Source organism: Paenibacillus faecalis (genome assembly GCF_900289175.1).
Lineage (GTDB): Bacteria > Bacillota > Bacilli > Paenibacillales > Paenibacillaceae > Paenibacillus_AQ > Paenibacillus_AQ faecalis.
This window is the reverse complement of sequence record NZ_LT985747.1, coordinates 1,633,573-1,652,453: the sequence shown is the minus strand read 5'-3', so window position 1 is coordinate 1,652,453 and position 18,881 is coordinate 1,633,573. Positions and strand designations below refer to the sequence as shown.

Genomic DNA, 18,881 nt, shown 5'->3' with positions numbered 1-18,881 from the left:
AGAGAGGATAACCGGAAGAAGATGCAGAGCCATTTACTTCTTCCAGGCTGAAAGTTATCCTGCTGACATTAAGCGGAAATGCGCCTGTGAGCTGTATAATTGAAGCGATTCGTTTCGTTAGATTATACCGGTCGTCACCGTTAAAGACTTGAGTGAAACCTGGCATTCTTCTCTTTCGGATGAGGGAGGGATATCAGCTAGGTTTAAGCAGAGTGGAACCGCGTGTCTGACGTCTCTGCAGCGAAAGCTGCAGAGGCGTTTTTTTTGTAAGAAATAATCAGGAGTCGCTGCTTTCGTCTGAAATATCTTTATGCCGGTATAGCTGGGGGAGGAGGAGAAGTTGATGTTCCAGCAGATGAAGTCGGATATTAGAACGGTGTTCGAGAATGATCCGGCTGCCCGGGGACTTTTTGAGGTGGTATTCACCTATTCGGGTCTTCACGCTTTATGGTTACACCGAATAGCGCATGCTTTGTTTAAACGGCGTTGGTACTCTTTGGCCCGCATGGTTTCACAGTTCAGTCGGTTCATGACCGGCATTGAAATTCACCCCGGAGCAAAGATTGGCAAGAGGCTGTTTATTGACCACGGGATGGGTGTGGTGATCGGAGAAACATGTGAAATCGGTGATGACGTCGTGATTTACCAGGGAGTGACACTTGGCGGAACAGGGAAAGAGAAGGGAAAGCGTCACCCGACAATCGGCAGCAATGTAGTCATTGGATCAGGCGCCAAAGTTCTTGGATCTTTCACGATTGGCGATAACTGCAATATTGGCTCCAATGCTGTTGTGCTTCGGGAAGTGCCTCCAAACAGCACCGTTGTCGGTAATCCGGGAAAAGTCGTGAAACGTAACGGTGAACGGATTCGTGACCGGCTTGATCATACGAAGCTTCCAGACCCGATCGTGGACACACTTAGGGGGATGCAGAAGGAAATAGATGATATGCGCAAGGAACTGGCCGTATTGAAAGAAGGGAAGCCGTCAGCACCGGAGGAAGCCTTTATAGCGGCCTCTTTGAATAAAAATGACAGAGAAAAGCAATAAGATGAAAGGATCGTGACGTTACGTATGGCACTTCAAATTTATAATACGTTAACCCGCATGAAGGAGACGTTTAAGCCTCAGGAGCCGGGGAAAGTAAGCATGTACGTGTGCGGGCCAACCGTATACGACTATATCCACATCGGAAATGCGCGCCCGATGATCTTTTTTGATGTAGTACGCTCGTACTTTGAGCAGCAAGGATATCAGGTGAATTATGTTGTCAATTTTACCGATGTGGACGATAAAATGATCCGTAAAGCGGAGCAAACCGGAACCACTGTGCCGGAGATTGCAAGCAGATTCATCACGGCTTATTTTGAGGATTTGGACGGATTAGGTATCCCTAGAGCATCATCCAATCCGCGTGTTACGGAAAATATGGACAGCATTATTGATTTCATTCGTGAATTGATGGAAAAAGATTTTGCTTATGAAAACGGCGGGGACGTTTTCTTTCGGACAAGAAAGTTTGATAAATATGGGGAGCTGTCTCAGCAAAAACTCGACGAACTTCAGTTCGGCATTCGAATTGAAGTGGATCAGCGTAAGGAAAGCCCTGAGGATTTTGTCCTTTGGAAAGCGGCCAAACCGGGAGAGATTTTTTGGGAAAGTCCATGGGGCAAAGGCCGTCCGGGGTGGCATATAGAATGCTCTGCAATGGTCCGGCGTTATCTGGGAGATACGCTCGATATTCACGGCGGAGGCCAGGATCTGCAATTTCCGCACCATGAATGTGAGCTGGCGCAGTCGGAGGCGTTGACAGGCAAGCCGCTTGCGAATTATTGGATGCATAACGGCTATATTCGAATCAACAACGAGAAAATGTCAAAATCGCTCGGGAATGGTGTGCTGGTGAAGGAGTTACGGGAGCAGTACACGAAGGAAGCTATCCGATATTTCATGCTTTCAACGCATTATCGTAATCCGCTTAACTACAGCGATGAGGTCATGAAGCAAGCGCAGAACAGCGTAGATCGGATTGCCAATGCAGCTCTAAACGTGAAACATCGGTTGGAGAAGGCTGTTAATTCGACAGAAGGGAAAGCGGGAGTCGATATTTCCCGGAAAATGACTGAAGTGCTCGAAGAGTTTCACAATAAAATGCAGGATGATTTCAATACACCGGATGCGATTACGGCTATGTTCCAATGGGCTACCGAGACCAACCACCTGTTGCAGCAGGCGTCTGTTCCGGCGGAGGATCTTCGGGCGGTGTTGGATGTTTTTGAAGAAATGAACGGAGTGCTGCGCATTGTGGACTCATCCGCTGATGAGCTGCTTGATGAAGATATCGAGCGCTTGATTGAGGAAAGAGCCGCTGCTCGCAAAAACAAAGATTGGGCGCGTGCTGATGAAATCCGTGATATGTTGGCTGCAGAAGGCATTGTGCTTGAGGATACAGCGCAGGGTATGCGCTGGCGGCGCAAATGAGCGGCGCAGGCAAAGAGCTGGGAGGCGGGTGGTTGTTTCCCTACCCTCCTTCCAAGCCTGTCCGTTTGATTCCGCCGATCGTGCTTGCCTACATTGGAGATGCTATTTATGAGGTTGCAGTACGTCAGTATTTGATTTCCCTGCCGAATCTCAGGCCGCATCATTTACATCGTACGGCGACAAGCCTTGTATCAGCAAAGGCGCAGAGCAAGATATTATCTTTTCTCGATCCGATGCTGACAGAGGAGGAACGGGATGTTGTAAGGCAGGGGCGAAATGCCAAATCAGGTACTCTTCCGAAGAATGCCGACGTTCTGGAATATCGTCATGCGACAGCATTTGAATGCCTGGTAGGTTATCTTTATTATGCGGAACAGCATCATCGTCTTCACGAATTAATCGGGCAAGCCATTGAGTTTATGGTCAATCCCGCTAAATAGCGCACTACAGCCTAGACAAAAAATACATCTAAACCGCCGGCTTTAAATAATAAGTTCGGACAGGTATTCGGGAGGAAGAAATTATGCAGGAAGAAATGATTGCGGGGAAGCACTCTGTAACCGAAGCGCTCCGTTCCGGGCGTACGATCAACAAGATCTGGATCGCTGATCATGCACAGAAGCATCTGACGATGCCGATTATTGCGGAAGCTAGAAAGCATGGAATCGTGATTCAAAATGTTGATAAACGCAAGCTGGATCAGATGGTCCCGGGTGTACAGCACCAGGGTGTTGTTGCTCAAGCTGCTCCATATGCTTATGTAGAAGTGGATGATTTGTTGAAAATTGCCGAAGAAAAGGGACAGGCTCCTTTTTTGCTGATTCTTGACGAAATTGAGGACCCGCATAACCTTGGGTCTATTCTAAGAACGGCTGATTGCACAGGCGCACACGGTGTTATTCTGCCCAAACGACGCTCAGCCCAGATCACAGCGACCGTCTCGAAGACATCTGCTGGTGCAGTTGAATATGTGTCGGTGGCAAGAGTTACGAATCTTGCTCAAACGATAGAGCAGCTGAAAGAGATGGGGGTATGGGTTGTCGGAACCGTCGTGGATGCAGATCAAGAAATTTACGACACCGATGTGTTCAATGGGCCGGTTGCGGTCGTTATCGGTAATGAGAGCAAAGGGATGGGCAGACTTATTCGCGAAAAATGTGATGTGCTTGTCAAACTGCCAATGGCTGGACAGATCAATTCGCTCAATGCTTCGGTAGCTGCCGGTGTTGTCATGTATGAAGTATTCCGCCGTCGTCGCCCTCAAGGTTAGGGAAAAATGGCCGATTGGCGGGATGTGCTGCTGGTCGATGGATATAATATGATCGGCGGGTGGCCTTTCCTTGCACAGCTTGCACAAGACAGCATGCAGGAGGCCCGGGATGCTCTTCTGGAGAAACTGGCGGATTACCAGGCGTTCTCGGGCCTTCGCGTCATTGTTGTTTTTGATGCTTATCGAGTTCCGGGGCTCGGCAAATCTTTCACTCAAGGAAAGGTTCAGGTCTATTTTACGAAAGAAAAAGAAACCGCCGACGAATGCATTGAACGTCTTGTTATAGATTTCAGTCACCGGCGGCGTAAGATTTATGTTGCTACGAGTGATCTGATGGAGCAGCATATCATTTTTTCACTTGGAGCTCTTCGTATTTCAGCCCGGGAACTTCTTAATCAGGTAGAGTTGAGTGAACGTGAAGTGAAACGTAAAATCAAGGAGGACCAGTCCAAAGGAACGAGAAACACGCTGGATGGTCAATTGTCAGAGGATGTTCGTAAAATGTTTGAGAGATGGCGTCGTGAATAGTTGAAATGTTAATATAAATCATCAAAGTCCTTACATTTAGGTTGTTATCCCTTTATTTTAGGGATGTCGTGGTTGACGGTCTTATAGACATCATATATACTTGTCATATATTTCAAGCGAGTGACGGGGTACCGTGCGTTCCGGGGCCGGAGGGATTCTATTGAGTGTTAACCTCAAGGAAGTCATGATGTCGGGGTATGATTTGTTAAGTGATGAAGACATTGTTGAAGCGGTCCGCCAAGGTGACAGCGGAGCGCTTGAATATTTGATCAATAAGTACCGGAACTTTGTACGTGCCAAGGCTCGTTCGTATTTCTTAATTGGCGCTGACCGCGAAGATATCGTACAGGAAGGCATGATTGGCCTTTATAAGGCGATCCGTGATTTTAAAGGGGACAAGCTGTCCTCGTTTAAGGCTTTCGCTGAACTGTGTATTACACGGCAGATTATTACGGCAATTAAGACAGCAACGAGACAGAAGCACATACCACTAAATTCCTATGTTTCTTTGGATAAGCCCATTTATGATGAGGATTCAGACCGTACGCTGCTTGATGTTATATGCGGAACGGCGGTATGTGATCCGGAGGAACTGGTTATTAACCAGGAAGAGTTTGTTGGCTTGGAAGACAAAATGTCCGAAATACTGAGTGATCTGGAGCGGAAAGTACTGATGCTTTATTTGGATGGCCGTTCCTATCAAGAGATCGCAGTAGATTTGAGACGCCATGTTAAATCTATTGATAATGCCCTCCAACGGGTTAAGCGGAAGCTTGAGCGTTATTTGGAGGTTCGGGATAATTCGTGATAGAATTAGAGTTGAACGATATGTAGAAGGCTCGATTTGAGCCTTTTTTTACAATTTAAGAAAATATAACTCTTATGTTGTAAGTCAGAAGAAACGCTCTTTTCTTCCTGCAGAGGGAAGCGGCAAGCGTTTCTTTTTAACAATTCGGCGTTTCATTTGTCAAAAGAATGATCATAATGGAAAGTAGATGCAGCCCCTGCATTCAGAGAGAAAAAGGCTTGAAAAGGCGTTAACCATGTGATAAAGTGTTTTAGGTAGGCCTAAATTCGCGTGTTTTATGAATGAACGTTGTTACTGCACAGGAACAACGGTTTTGTTCATCTCGCAGAAATTTCGCTTGTCTGTTACAGGACGGGTCGATCTTTCTACTAGGATCAATATAGGGTTCTTCTGATGAAGAAGGACGTCTTCGGGAGGTGCACATCATGCGGGTAATTATTACTTTGGCTTGTACTAGCTGCAAACAAAGAAACTACACAACCACAAAGAACAAGCGAAATCACCCCGACCGCATGGAGATGAAGAAATTTTGCAAGTTTTGTAACGAGCAAACTCCTCATCGCGAAACCAGATAGTTTTTTGGAGGTGTAGTCGGCATGAAACGTGGTTTCAAGTCTCTGTTTTCCTTTTTCTCTGAAAGCTGGGCGGAACTTAAGAAAGTTCGCTGGCCTAATCGTAAAGAGTTGACAAACTATACGCTCATCGTTTTCGGCACTGTTGCGTTTGTCACGATTTATTTTTGGGTTTTAGACATCGGTATTTCCGCTGTGATCGAAGCGATAATTTAGAAGGGTCCCAGGTGGCTTGATATGGAAAAAAGATGGTACGTAGTTCATACCTATTCCGGGTATGAGAATAAAGTCAAAGCCAATTTGGAAAAACGTGTCGAGTCTATGGGCATGGAGGACAAAATATTCCGCGTTCTTGTTCCTATGGAAGAAGAAGTTGTAAACAAGGACGGTAAGAAAAAAACCGTCATGCGTAAAGTTTATCCGGGATATGTCTTGGTCGAAATGATTCAAACCGATGATTCTTGGTATGTTGTCCGCAATACACCCGGAGTTACGGGCTTTGTCGGTTCGACTGGCTCCGGTTCTAAACCTACGCCTTTGCTGCCAGAAGAAGTTGAACAGATTCTGAAGCATATGGGCATGGAGGAACCGAAACCGAAGATTGAATTCGATATCAAGGAATCTGTTCGAATCAAGGTTGGTCCTTTTGCGAATTTCGTGGGCTCCGTGGAAGAGATTTTGGCTGACAAGAGTAAGCTTAAGGTTCACGTTAACATGTTTGGACGGGAAACCCCGCTGGAGTTAGACTATACTCAAGTGGAGAAGTTATAAATTCTTCAGGTTTCTTGAAATCTAAGAGGGTATAAGTGAGACACTTTACTTTTATCTTAGATTCTTACGCGAAACGTAAGCTTTGCCAGTCCAAGACGGCGAAGCCGTTTACGCTTGTGGTAGGGCGTAAGGAACGTCCAGTACCACTATTGATGCAAGGAGGTGTCTTTCATGGCGAAGAAAATTATCAAGATGGTAAAACTGCAAATTCCTGCAGGTAAAGCGAACCCAGCTCCTCCAGTAGGTCCAGCATTGGGTCAAGCAGGTGTCAACATCATGGCATTCTGTAAAGAATTTAACGCTCGTACTGCAGATCAAGCAGGCTTGGTTATTCCGGTTGAAATTTCGGTGTTTGAGGATCGTTCCTTTACATTCATCACCAAAACTCCACCGGCTGCTGTTCTGCTTCGTGTGGCTGCCAAGATCGAGAAAGGGTCCGGCGAGCCAAACAAGAAGAAAGTTGCAACGGTTAAACGCGACGATGTACGCAAAATCGCTGAAACCAAAATGCCTGACCTGAACGCTGCAACCGTTGAGGCTGCAATGAAGATGGTTGAAGGTACAGCCCGTAGTATGGGTATTGCAATCGAAGATTAATTGTCTTTCGATGCTGTCGGACTTTAGTCCGGAATATTGTGGGAGGAAATTCCGCTATCACCACAAAGGAGGAAAATAATCATGGCTAAACACGGTAAGAAATACCTTGAAGCTGTTAAGCTGATTGACAGCGAAGCAACATATGAGCCTTTGGAAGCTGTTGAGCTTGTGAAGAAGGCGGCATCTGCCAAATTTGACGAAACTGTTGAAGTGGCAGTGCGTTTGGGGGTAGACCCTCGTAAACAAGACCAGGCTGTTCGTGGCGTTGTAGTCCTGCCTCACGGTACGGGTAAAACAAAGCGCGTTCTGGTATTTGCTAAAGGTGAAAAAGCGAAGGAAGCAGAAGCAGCTGGCGCGGATTTTGTTGGCGATCAGGATATGATCAACAAAATTCAACAAGGCTGGTTTGACTTCGATGTCTGCGTAGCTACACCTGATATGATGAGCGAAGTCGGTAAATTGGGCCGTCTGCTCGGTGGTAAAGGCCTGATGCCTAACCCTAAAGCCGGTACGGTTACTTTCGATGTTGGCAAGGCTGTTCAAGAAATCAAAGCCGGTAAAATCGAATACCGTCTGGACAAAGCAGGTCAAATTCACGCTCCAATTGGTAAAGTGTCCTTTGACGCGGATAAACTCTATGACAACCTCAAGGCTCTTGTGGATGCATTGAACCGCGCGAAGCCAGCGGCTGCTAAAGGTGTATTCCTGAAGAATATCGCTGTATCTTCGACAATGGGCCCTAGTGCTCGCGTGAACGCAACTTCTTTTAAATAATATATGCCATTGACTTCATTGTCAGGGTTTGATATTATGAAAAAGTTGTGAGTCCTTGTGACTGACCATTTAAAGTTGAATATGCTTACCGTAGACAGTAGGTGCCGTTAGCTGGCTTAATTTCCTACCGAGGTGTTATGATAGAACGTCAGCATTTTGTTCGGGTGACCGGCATAATGATGCTTTCATCAGGCCTTCGTGATTCTACGGAGGCTTTTTTAGTGCCCGTAGGATGGTGGCCGTTGAGGTCCCAGCTAACTATACAATCAGGAGGTGTAGACATTGGCAAACGCAAAAGTGATTCAAGCTAAACAAGAAGCGGTTGACGTATTAACTTCCAAATTCCGTGAAAGTGCGACAACAGTTGTAGCTGACTACCGCGGTTTGAACGTTTCTCAAGTTACAGAACTGCGTAAACAGCTTCGTGAAGCTGGCGTGGAATTTCAAGTATTGAAGAACTCCTTGCTTCGCCGTGCGACAGCAGCTGCAGAGCTGACTGATCTGGACGAAGCATTGACAGGTCCGACAGCTGTTGCTTTCAGTGTCGAGGATGCTGTAGCTCCAGCGAAGATTCTGAACGACTTCGCGAAGAAGAACGATGCCTTGAAACTGAAAGGTGCAGTAGTAGAAGGCCGTGTCGTTGGAGTGGAAGAAATCAAAGCGTTGGCGGAACTTCCGTCCCGCGAAGGTCTCTTGTCCATGCTCCTCAGCGTGCTTCAAGCTCCAATGCGCAACTTCGCGCTTGCGGTTAAAGCCGTGGCTGAAAAGGAAGAAGAGCAAGGTGCGTAAGCTCCTTATTCAACCAGCAGTATAAATATTATTTAATCTAAAATATAAAATGGAGGTTCAACCCAAATGAGCAAAGAGCAAATCTTGGAAGCAATCAAAGGCATGTCCGTTCTGGAACTGAACGATCTCGTTAAAGCAATCGAAGAAGAATTCGGCGTAACTGCTGCAGCTCCAGTTGCAGTAGTAGGTGGCGCTGCAGGTGCAGATGCTGCAGCTGAGCAATCCGAATTCGACGTAGTATTGACTGGCGCAGGCGCGTCCAAAATCAACGTTATCAAAGTTGTTCGCGAAATTACAGGCCTCGGCTTGAAAGAAGCGAAAGAACTCGTTGACAACGCTCCAAAACCATTGAAAGAAAAAGTAAGCAAAGACGAAGCTGAAGCTGTTAAAGCTAAGCTGGAAGAAGCTGGCGCATCCGTAGAAGTGAAGTAATTCCTTCTATCATTGCAGCATGAATCAAACCCCTTGAATATGTTCAAGGGGTTTGTTATTGTCATGGACTGATATTTGTGGAAGAAGGCTATACTGCTAGAGTTGGAGAATGTTTGAGGTTGGTGCCGTCATCACGGCAGCAGATTTTGTGATACGGAGGTTGTCATGCCGAATCAGCATTATTATTCAAAAAAGCCGGTGACCGGACATGACCGAAGGGAACTGGAAACGGAATTGCGTGGCAGCAAATTCAGGTTCATTAGCGATGCAGGCGTCTTTTCCAAAAGCGGAGTCGATTATGGGAGCAGGGTACTGATTGAGGCGTTGGATATTCCGAGTGCTTCTCATGTACTTGATGTCGGATGCGGTTATGGGCCGATCGGGCTTTCTGCGGCGAAAATGGTAAAAGACGGCCATGTAACGATGATCGATATCAACAGCCGTGCTGTTGAGCTGGCCAGAGAGAATGCGAAGCTTAATGGTATTCATAATGTTACCGTCCTGGAGAGTGATCTGTTCTCAGCTGTGGAAGGCAAAGAGTTTGATGTGGTTCTAACCAATCCGCCAATCCGGGCTGGAAAAGAGACGGTGCATAACATTTTTGAACAAGCCTTTAAACATCTGAAGGATCAGGGACAGCTGTGGGTCGTTATTCAGAAAAAACAAGGCTCTCCATCGGCAAAAGCCAAATTGGAAAGCCTGTTCCCCCAAGTGGAGGAAGTAACGAAGGATAAAGGATACCGAATTTTCAAAGCGGTAAAATATTCATCTTAAAAATGAGTCCTTGACTCGGATTTCCGGTTGTGGTATTATTATAAAATGTCAGTATTAGGATGGTCATCGTGTCTTTAGTTTGCTGAAATGTCAAGACTTAATATGCTTATCTTTGCATAAAGTCAGTCGTATTAACGTATAATATGTACATTTTGGGCAAATCTACTGGATATGAGAGGATTATCATAACCATGGATAAGCTGCTCTTTTTTCGAAAGATATTCGATAAGGGCTTTTCTCTATTTATGGGAGATTCCTCTGTTATGTTCCATTATAGTGTTACAAACAGAGGTTCGCAATGAATTTTTAAAAGTGAGTAGACATGAGGGGTGAGTTTAAGTTGGCAGGACATCTTGTTCAATATGGTCGACGCACTCGGCGAAGTTATGCACGTATTAATGAGGTACTCGAAGTTCCGAACCTGATTGAAATCCAACAGAAATCTTATGAATGGTTTTTGGAGGAAGGGTTGCGCGAAATGTTCCAAGACATCTCGCCGATTCAAGATTTCACAGGCAATTTGGTGCTGGAGTTCATTGACTACAGCCTTGGAGAACCGAAATATACCGTCGATGACGCGAAAGAACGCGACGTAACTTATGCGGCGCCGCTCCGTGTTAAAGTCCGGCTCATCAATAAAGAGACTGGAGAAGTGAAGGAGCAAGAAGTGTTCATGGGAGATTTCCCGCTCATGACGGAAACCGGAACATTTATCATTAATGGTGCCGAACGGGTCATTGTCAGCCAGTTGGTTCGCTCTCCCAGCGTCTATTTCAGCACTAAGGTTGATAAAAACGGCAAGAAAACATACACTGCGACCGTTATCCCGAATCGCGGCGCGTGGCTGGAGCTGGAGACGGACGCCAAGGATATCGTATATGTGCGGATCGACCGTACTCGTAAAATCCCAGTAACCGTTTTGCTTCGAGCGCTCGGTTTTGGTACAGACGCAGAGATTATAGACCTGCTGGGGGATGACGAATATATTCGGAATACCCTGGATAAAGACAATACGGATTCGACGGAAAAGGCGCTGATCGAGATTTACGAGCGTCTGCGTCCGGGCGAGCCGCCAACGCTGGACAATGCCAAGAGTCTTTTGGTAGCGCGTTTCTTTGATCCGAAGCGTTATGATCTGGCGAACGTGGGTCGCTATAAGATCAACAAGAAGCTTCATATCAAGAACCGTCTCTTTAATCAACGTTTGGCTGAGAGTCTGATTGATGTGGAAACCGGTGAGATCATTGCAGAAGCAGGTCAAACCGTGGACCGCCGTCTTTTGGACGAGATCATGCCTTATCTTGAGAAAAACGTTGGCTTTAAAACGTATCATGTTGCCGGCGGTGTTCAGGATGGTGAAGATATTACACTTCAGATGATCGATGTGTTCTCTCCGATTGAAGACGGGAAGGTCGTCAAGATCATCGCGAATGGAAATATCGATAAGTCGGTAAAACATATTACGCAATCGGACATTATTTCGTCCATCAGCTATTTCATGAACTTGCTGCATGGTATCGGCAATACAGACGACATTGACCATTTGGGCAACCGTCGTTTGCGTTCTGTTGGTGAGCTTTTGCAGAACCAGTTCCGCATCGGTCTGTCCCGTATGGAGCGCGTTGTTCGTGAAAGAATGTCGATCCAGGACGCGAGTGTAATCACACCGCAAGCTCTGATCAACATTCGTCCGGTAATTGCATCTATTAAAGAGTTCTTCGGTAGTTCACAGCTGTCTCAGTTTATGGACCAGACGAACCCGCTTGCTGAATTGACGCATAAACGTCGTCTCTCTGCACTCGGACCTGGTGGTTTGACAAGGGAGCGCGCGGGCTTTGAAGTTCGGGACGTTCACCACAGTCACTACGGCCGTATGTGTCCGATCGAGACGCCGGAGGGGCCGAACATCGGTCTGATCAACTCTTTGTCGACATTTGCTCGTATTAATGAATACGGCTTTATCGAGGCGCCTTATCGCTGGGTTGATCCGAAGACAGGTCAGGTAACGGATCAGATCGACTATTTGACTGCCGATGAGGAAGATAACTACGTTATCGCTCAGGCGAATGCAGAATTGACAGAGGACAATAAGTTTAAAGACGATATGGTTATCGTCCGTTATAACAAACAGTCCGATAACATTTTGCCAATGCCTAACGATCGTGTAGATTACATGGATGTATCGCCTAAGCAGGTCGTATCCGTCGCGACGGCATTGATTCCGTTCCTGGAGAACGATGACTCGAACCGTGCCCTTATGGGATCTAACATGCAGCGTCAAGCTGTTCCGCTTCTTGTTCCGAAAGCTCCGCTTGTTGGAACAGGTATGGAACATAAATCGGCGAAAGATTCCGGTGTGTGTATTGTATCCAAATATGACGGAATTATTGAGCGTTCAACCGCTAATGAAATCTGGCTTCGCCGTGTGGAAATGGTGGATGGCCAAGAGGTCAAAGGCGATATTGTTAAATATAAATTGCACAAATTTATGCGTTCGAACCAAGGGACATGCATCAACCAGCGTCCGATCGTCAAACGCGGTGATGTCATCAAGAAGGGAGATATCCTAGCGGATGGTCCTTCGACTGAGATGGGCGAATTGGCACTGGGACGCAACGTCGTTGTAGCCTTTATGACTTGGGAGGGTTATAACTACGAGGATGCGATTCTTCTTTCTGAGAAGCTTGTGAAAGAGGATGTGTACACTTCGATTCACATTGAAGAATATGAATCTGAAGCGCGGGACACGAAGCTTGGTCCTGAAGAAATTACTCGCGACATTCCGAATGTCGGAGAAGAAGCGCTGAAAAACCTGGATGAGCGCGGAATTATCCGAATCGGCGCCGAGATTAGTGCGGGCGACATTCTGGTTGGTAAAGTAACGCCTAAAGGCGTGACGGAGCTGACTGCTGAAGAGCGTCTCCTTCATGCGATTTTTGGTGAGAAAGCTCGTGAAGTGCGTGACACCTCGCTGCGCGTTCCTCACGGTAGTGACGGTATCATCGTGGATGTGAAGGTGTTTACTCGCGAGAACGGCGACGAATTGCCGCCAGGCGTAAACCAGCTGGTTCGCGTATATATCGCACAGAAGCGTAAAATTTCCGAAGGTGACAAAATGGCCGGACGTCACGGTAACAAAGGTGTCGTAGCCCGTATTTTGCCTGAGGAAGATATGCCGTTCCTGCCTGATGGCACACCTGTACAGGTTGTCCTTAACCCGCTGGGTGTACCTTCACGGATGAACATCGGTCAGGTACTGGAAGTTCACCTTGGTATGGCTGCTATGAGACTCGGCATTCATGTGGCGACGCCTGTATTTGACGGAGCTAATGAATACGACGTGTTCGATACGATGGAAGAGGCAGGCATGAAGCGTGATGGTAAGACTGTTCTATATGACGGTCGTACTGGTGAGCGATTTGAACGTGAAGTTACGGTTGGTGTCATGCATATGATCAAGCTGGCACACATGGTTGACGATAAGATCCACGCTCGTTCTACGGGACCATACTCTCTCGTTACGCAGCAGCCGCTCGGTGGTAAAGCACAATTCGGCGGACAGCGTTTCGGTGAGATGGAAGTGTGGGCGCTTGAGGCATACGGCGCTGCTTATACACTGCAAGAGATTCTTACTGTCAAGTCCGATGACGTGGTCGGCCGGGTGAAAACTTACGAATCGATCGTTAAGGGTGAGAATGTACCGGAGCCAGGCGTTCCGGAATCGTTCAAGGTATTGATCAAGGAGCTTCAGTCTCTCGGTATGGATGTTAAAATCCTGAGTGAGAACGAAGAAGAAATCGAGATGAAAGAGCTCGATGATGAAGACGATGCTGCAGGCGATAAACTGAGCCTTAACTTGGAAGGCACTGAAGTCGGAGTGGAATAACGAACAGATCACCCCGCCAGTTCAAAGCTGGCGGCGGTGTTATGCTCGTAAGGCACATAATTAGGACTAAGTTGAGGAGGGTTGCTCCTTGTTGGACGTTAACAATTTTGAGTATATGAAAATCGGCCTGGCTTCCCCGGAGAAGATTCGTTCCTGGTCTCGCGGTGAAGTGAAGAAGCCTGAAACAATTAACTACCGAACATTGAAGCCGGAGAAGGAAGGTCTTTTCTGTGAACGTATTTTTGGTCCGCAAAAAGACTGGGAGTGCCATTGCGGAAAGTATAAACGCGTCCGTTATAAAGGCGTAGTTTGCGACCGTTGCGGCGTTGAAGTTACCCGCGCTAAAGTCCGTCGTGAGCGTATGGGGCACATTGAGCTGGCTGCTCCTGTATCCCACATCTGGTATTTCAAAGGCATTCCAAGCCGTATGGGTCTGGCTTTGGATATGTCTCCGAGATCACTAGAAGAGATTATCTATTTTGCATCTTATGTTGTCACAGATCCGGGCGATACGCCGCTTGAGAAGAAGCAGCTGTTGTCCGAGAAGGAATATCGCAGCTACCGCGAGAAATACGGATACGGATTTCAAGCAGGTATGGGCGCTGAGGCTGTGAAGAGACTTCTTCAAGATCTGGATATAGAGAAAGAGCTCGACTTCCTGAAAGAAGAGTTGCGCACTGCACAAGGTCAGCGCCGTAACCGGGCTATCAAGCGTCTTGAGGTTATCGAGGCGTTCCGTAACTCCGGCAACAAACCGGAGTGGATGGTCATGGACGTGCTGCCGGTTATTCCTCCAGAGCTGCGCCCGATGGTTCAGCTGGACGGTGGACGCTTCGCGACCTCAGATCTGAACGATCTGTATCGCCGAGTTATTAACCGGAACAACCGTTTGAAAAGATTGCTTGATCTTGGCGCGCCTGATATTATCGTTCAGAACGAAAAACGGATGCTTCAAGAAGCTGTTGACGCATTGATCGATAATGGCCGTCGCGGTCGTCCGGTGACAGGTCCGGGTAACCGTCCTTTGAAGTCCCTCAGCCACATGCTGAAAGGTAAACAAGGGCGGTTCCGTCAGAACTTGCTCGGTAAACGGGTTGACTACTCCGGTCGTTCCGTTATCGTAGTAGGCCCTTATTTGAAAATGTACCAGTGCGGTTTGCCTAAAAAGATGGCACTGGAACTGTTTAAGCCTTTTGTTATGAAAGAGCTGGTCAATAAAGGTCTGGCTCATAATATCAAGAGTGCCAAACGTAAAGTGGAACGCGTAAGTCCAGAAGTATGGGATGTGCTCGAAGAAGTAATTAAAGAACATCCAGTACTTCTGAACCGTGCACCTACCCTTCACAGACTTGGTATCCAAGCGTTTGAACCGATTCTCGTTGAAGGTCACGCGATCCGTCTTCACCCGCTCGTATGTACAGCTTACAACGCTGACTTTGACGGTGACCAAATGGCTGTTCACGTTCCGTTGTCTGCAGAAGCACAAGCGGAAGCGCGTCTTCTGATGCTTGCATCAGGAAACATCCTGAACCCTAAAGACGGTAAGCCTGTTGTTACACCTTCACAGGATATGGTTCTTGGTTCCTTCTATCTTACGATGGACAACAAGGAAGCCAAAGGAACAGGTATGATCCTGGGCAGCGTGAACGAGGCTGTGTCTGCATATCAGCGTGGTATAGCAGATCTGCATGCACGCGTTGCGATTCCGGTCAAAACACTGGGTAAGACTGTCTTTACGGAAGAACAGCAAAATGCGATGCTTATTACAACAATAGGTCGGATTATCTTTAATGAGATCTTCCCGGCCAGCTTCCCTTACATCAATGAAGCAACGCGGGAGAACCTCTTCCAAGGTACGCCTGAGAAATACTTTGTGTATGAAAAAGGCGTCGATCTGCGCGAAGTTATGCAGAACTTGCCGGTCAGCGGTGCTGTAGGGAAAGAATATTTAGGTCAAATTATCGCCCGCTGTTTCGAAAATTATCATACAACAGAAACGTCGATCATTTTGGATAAAATCAAGCAGATCGGTTTCACATACTCCACTCGTGCAGGTGTGACCGTTGCCGTATCGGACGTTATTGTTCCGGCTGAGAAAGCTGAAATTCTCAAGGAATCTGAAGAGAAGGTTACGGTTGTAACGAACCAGTATCGCCGTGGTTTGATTACGAATGAGGAACGCTATGACCGTGTTATCGATATTTGGTCCAAGGCCAAGGACGATCTTACCGATGTGCTTATGAAATCGATGGATCGTTTCAACTCGATCATGCTTATGGTTGACTCCAAAGCACGGGGTAACAAATCTCAGATTACTCAGCTCGGCGGTATGCGTGGTCTGATGGCCAACCCGTCCGGACGGATTATTGAGATGCCGATTAAATCGAACTTCCGTGAAGGTTTGACAGTACTCGAATACTTCCTGTCTACGCACGGTGCTCGTAAAGGTCTCGCCGATACGGCTCTTCGTACAGCTGACTCCGGTTATTTGACCCGTCGTCTGGTGGACGTGGCGCAGGATGTTATCGTCCGTGAAGAAGAGTGCAGCACGGATAAAGGCTTTATGGTTGGCCGTATTCAAGACGGTAAGGAAGTTATCGAGGATCTGTACGACCGTATCGAAGGACGTTATGCGTTTGAAACGGTCCGTCATCCGGAAACGAAAGAAATCATCGTTAACCGCAACGAGTTGATCGACTCCGACAAGGCAGACGAAATCGTCAAAGCCGGTGTTGAACAGCTTCAGATCCGTTCCATTCTCAGCTGCCGTGCCCGTCATGGCGTCTGCAAAAAGTGTTACGGACGAAACCTGGCGACAGGTAAATTCGTTGAGATCGGTGAAGCAGTCGGTATTATCGCTGCTCAATCGATCGGTGAACCGGGAACACAGCTCACCATGCGTACGTTCCATACTGGGGGCGTTGCGGGTGATGACATTACCCAAGGTTTGCCGCGTATCCAGGAGCTCTTCGAAGCTCGTAACCCTAAAGGTCAAGCTACGATCAGTGAGATTGACGGTGTGGTTAAGGAAATTCGTGAAACGAAGGACCGCCGTGAAATCGAAATCCAAGGTGAGGCGGAAACGAAAGTATATTCCGTTACGTATGGTTCCCGTCTGCGCGTAAGCGAAGGCAAACATGTCGAAGCCGGGGATGAACTGACGGATGGTTCGATCGACCCTAAAGAAATGCTTCGTATTAAGGGAATTCGCGGTGTGCAGAACTATATCCTTCAGGAAGTTCAACGCGTATACCGGAACCAAGGTGTAGAAATTAATGATAAGCATATCGAAGTGATGATTCGTCAGATGCTTCGTAAGATTCGCATCGTCGATGCGGGGGATACCGATCTGCTGCCAGGTTCTTTCGTGGACATTCACGAGTATGAAGCAGCGAACAAAGAAGCTATTCTTGACGGTAAAGAGCCAGCAGTGGCTAAACCAGTTCTGCTCGGTATTACGAAAGCTTCCCTGGAGACCGATTCATTCTTGTCTGCAGCTTCCTTCCAGGAGACAACGCGCGTGTTGACTGACGCAGCCATTAAGGGCAAGGTCGACCAGCTGCTCGGACTGAAAGAGAATGTTATCATCGGTAAACTGATCCCTGCGGGTACAGGCATGAGTCGTTACCGCAACGTGAAGTTTGAAGGTCAGGATGAGGCGAACGACGAAAGTCAGGAGCTCGAAACCGCAAGTGTAGAATAAGAAAGAATGATTTTTGGGGAGGGAATTTCCCGGCGGAAGCGGGGGATATTCCTTTCCCTGAATTTCTTTTTTGCGTTGATAATTTGCTTGACATCATTTAATGCAGATGCTAATATAGCAAAGGTGCGTGAGTAGTAGCTTTATCCCTGTTCTTTTGGAGGAATATAAATGTCTAATGATAAAGGATTACAGGATGCTCATGTTAAGATTGGCACCAAACAAACAATGAAGGCCGTTGAAAACGGTCAAGCCACAGAAGTGTATGTGGCTGAAGATTGCGACCCGCGTTTGATTTCCAAGATCGAAGCTTTGTGCACAAAGCACAGTGTAGATATTACCCATGTTCCTACCATGAAAGAACTTGGTGAAGCATGTGGCATCGAAGTTGGCGCAGCAATGGCAGCAGTCTTAAATCAATGATTACGAAACTGTTTTTGTTGGAGAAGGCAACTTCTTTCGGCAAAAACTTTTCATTTGTTCTTTTATGAACCGCCTGGGTCTGTGGACTTAAAAAGGTTTGTACTAGGATGAGAAATACAGGAAGGGGGTGGCAGCATGCCAACGATTAACCAACTGGTCCGTAAAGGCCGTCAAGCGAAAGTTTACAAGTCAAAGTCACCGGCACTGCAAAAAGGATACAACGCTTTGAAACGTGAGGATACTAACTTGAGTGCTCCACAAAAACGCGGTGTATGTACTCGTGTAGGTACGATGACTCCACGTAAACCGAACTCTGCACTTCGTAAATATGCGCGTGTTCGTTTGACGAACCGCATCGAGGTGACTGCTTACATTCCAGGTATCGGACACAACTTGCAAGAGCACAGTGTTGTTCTGATTCGTGGTGGTAAAGTAAAAGACCTTGCAGGGGTACGTTATCACATCGTTCGCGGTGCGCTTGATACCGCTGGTGTTAACAACCGTATGCAAGCTCGTTCCAAATATGGCGCGAAGCGTCCTAAAGCAAAAAGCTAAACAGTGATTTGCTGAATTAACACAAGATTTAAGAAAGGGGGATATCCATGCCACGCAAAGGTCCAGTTGCTAAAAGAGACGTACTGCCAGATCCGGTGTATAACAGCAAGCTTGTTACACGTCTGATCAACCGCATCATGTTGGATGGTAAAAGAGGTGTCGCTCAAAGCATCCTCTACAATGCATTCAATATTATCCAAGAACGTACGGGTAATGACCCAATGGAAGTATTTGAAGCAGCCATCAAGAACATCATGCCGGTTCTGGAAGTTAAAGCACGCCGTGTAGGTGGTGCAAACTATCAAGTGCCTATCGAAGTAAAACCAGAGAGACGTACTTCCCTGGGATTACGTTGGCTCGTTAATTACGCCCGCAACCGCGGCGAGAAAACAATGGAAGAGCGTTTGGCGGCTGAGATTATCGATGCCTCCAACAACACAGGTGCTTCCGTTAAGAAACGTGAAGACACACACAAAATGGCTGAAGCGAACAAAGCGTTTGCTCACTACCGTTGGTAGGATAA

Annotated in this window: 19 protein-coding genes and 2 other annotated features (1 of these 21 running past the window's edge); all 19 genes read left to right on the top strand. The window is 47.1% G+C overall.

Annotation, left to right across the window (positions count from 1 at the left end; all coding sequences use genetic code 11):
- Positions 1–240, top strand: a binding site (T-box leader); it begins 46 nt to the left of the window's first position.
- A gap of 103 nt (positions 241–343) precedes the next feature.
- The 19 genes from cysE (at position 344) to rpsG (ending at position 18,876) form a co-directional block, all read left to right on the top strand.
- Positions 344–1,048, top strand: coding sequence for a serine O-acetyltransferase (cysE, locus tag C8268_RS08080; protein ID WP_106767188.1), 705 nt, complete (start codon positions 344–346; stop codon positions 1,046–1,048).
- A 24-nt stretch (positions 1,049–1,072) separates the two neighbouring features.
- The gene (cysS, locus tag C8268_RS08075) at positions 1,073–2,479 is read left to right on the top strand and encodes a cysteine--tRNA ligase (RefSeq protein WP_106767187.1); all 1,407 of its coding nucleotides are present in this window, start codon (positions 1,073–1,075) and stop codon (positions 2,477–2,479) included.
- Positions 2,476–2,919 carry a Mini-ribonuclease 3 gene (locus tag C8268_RS08070; protein ID WP_106767186.1) on the top strand — a complete coding sequence of 148 codons (444 nt, stop codon included), beginning with the start codon at positions 2,476–2,478 and terminating at the stop codon, positions 2,917–2,919. Before cysS ends, C8268_RS08070 begins: the two co-directional genes overlap by 4 nt.
- Before the next feature lie 83 nt (positions 2,920–3,002).
- On the top strand, positions 3,003–3,749 hold the full coding sequence (rlmB, locus tag C8268_RS08065) for a 23S rRNA (guanosine(2251)-2'-O)-methyltransferase RlmB (protein ID WP_106767185.1): 747 nt from the start codon (positions 3,003–3,005) through the stop codon (positions 3,747–3,749).
- 6 nt (positions 3,750–3,755) lie between these two features.
- Positions 3,756–4,277, top strand: a complete 522-nt coding sequence (locus C8268_RS08060) for an NYN domain-containing protein (RefSeq protein WP_106767184.1) — start codon at positions 3,756–3,758, stop codon at positions 4,275–4,277.
- Between the two features lie 160 nt (positions 4,278–4,437).
- Complete coding sequence (sigH, locus tag C8268_RS08055) at positions 4,438–5,085, top strand: RNA polymerase sporulation sigma factor SigH (protein WP_106767183.1); 648 nt, start codon at positions 4,438–4,440, stop codon at positions 5,083–5,085.
- A gap of 425 nt (positions 5,086–5,510) precedes the next feature.
- On the top strand, positions 5,511–5,660 hold the full coding sequence (gene rpmG, locus C8268_RS08050; protein ID WP_006212941.1) for a 50S ribosomal protein L33: 150 nt from the start codon (positions 5,511–5,513) through the stop codon (positions 5,658–5,660).
- Positions 5,661–5,681: 21 nt separating this feature from the next.
- The gene (secE, locus tag C8268_RS08045) at positions 5,682–5,873 is read left to right on the top strand and encodes a preprotein translocase subunit SecE (RefSeq protein ID WP_106767182.1); all 192 of its coding nucleotides are present in this window, start codon (positions 5,682–5,684) and stop codon (positions 5,871–5,873) included.
- A gap of 21 nt (positions 5,874–5,894) precedes the next feature.
- The gene (gene nusG, locus C8268_RS08040) at positions 5,895–6,428 is read left to right on the top strand and encodes a transcription termination/antitermination protein NusG (RefSeq protein ID WP_106767181.1); all 534 of its coding nucleotides are present in this window, start codon (positions 5,895–5,897) and stop codon (positions 6,426–6,428) included.
- A gap of 171 nt (positions 6,429–6,599) precedes the next feature.
- Positions 6,600–7,025 (top strand): 50S ribosomal protein L11, encoded by a 426-nt coding sequence (gene rplK / locus C8268_RS08035; protein ID WP_106767180.1) that lies wholly within the window; start codon positions 6,600–6,602, stop codon positions 7,023–7,025.
- An 81-nt stretch (positions 7,026–7,106) separates the two neighbouring features.
- Positions 7,107–7,799: a 50S ribosomal protein L1 gene (gene rplA, locus C8268_RS08030; RefSeq protein ID WP_106767179.1), complete on the top strand. Its 693-nt coding sequence runs from the start codon at positions 7,107–7,109 to the stop codon at positions 7,797–7,799.
- Between the two features lie 70 nt (positions 7,800–7,869).
- Positions 7,870–8,028, top strand: a sequence feature (ribosomal protein L10 leader region).
- A gap of 53 nt (positions 8,029–8,081) precedes the next feature.
- A complete protein-coding gene (rplJ, locus tag C8268_RS08025; RefSeq protein WP_106767178.1) occupies positions 8,082–8,588 on the top strand; it encodes a 50S ribosomal protein L10 in 507 nt (168 codons plus the stop codon).
- A gap of 66 nt (positions 8,589–8,654) precedes the next feature.
- Entirely contained in the window at positions 8,655–9,020 is a 366-nt protein-coding gene (rplL, locus tag C8268_RS08020; RefSeq protein ID WP_106767177.1) for a 50S ribosomal protein L7/L12, read from the top strand.
- Between the two features lie 165 nt (positions 9,021–9,185).
- A complete protein-coding gene (locus tag C8268_RS08015) occupies positions 9,186–9,794 on the top strand; it encodes a class I SAM-dependent methyltransferase (protein WP_106767176.1) in 609 nt (202 codons plus the stop codon).
- 340 nt (positions 9,795–10,134) lie between these two features.
- The gene (gene rpoB, locus C8268_RS08010) at positions 10,135–13,680 is read left to right on the top strand and encodes a DNA-directed RNA polymerase subunit beta (protein WP_106767175.1); all 3,546 of its coding nucleotides are present in this window, start codon (positions 10,135–10,137) and stop codon (positions 13,678–13,680) included.
- 88 nt (positions 13,681–13,768) lie between these two features.
- Positions 13,769–17,383, top strand: coding sequence for a DNA-directed RNA polymerase subunit beta' (rpoC, locus tag C8268_RS08005; RefSeq protein WP_106767174.1), 3,615 nt, complete (start codon positions 13,769–13,771; stop codon positions 17,381–17,383).
- Between the two features lie 168 nt (positions 17,384–17,551).
- Positions 17,552–17,803, top strand: coding sequence for a ribosomal L7Ae/L30e/S12e/Gadd45 family protein (locus C8268_RS08000; RefSeq protein WP_106767173.1), 252 nt, complete (start codon positions 17,552–17,554; stop codon positions 17,801–17,803).
- A gap of 135 nt (positions 17,804–17,938) precedes the next feature.
- Positions 17,939–18,358 (top strand): 30S ribosomal protein S12, encoded by a 420-nt coding sequence (rpsL, locus tag C8268_RS07995; protein ID WP_106767172.1) that lies wholly within the window; start codon positions 17,939–17,941, stop codon positions 18,356–18,358.
- A 47-nt stretch (positions 18,359–18,405) separates the two neighbouring features.
- The gene (rpsG, locus tag C8268_RS07990) at positions 18,406–18,876 is read left to right on the top strand and encodes a 30S ribosomal protein S7 (protein WP_106767171.1); all 471 of its coding nucleotides are present in this window, start codon (positions 18,406–18,408) and stop codon (positions 18,874–18,876) included.
- Positions 18,877–18,881 lie beyond the last annotated feature (5 nt).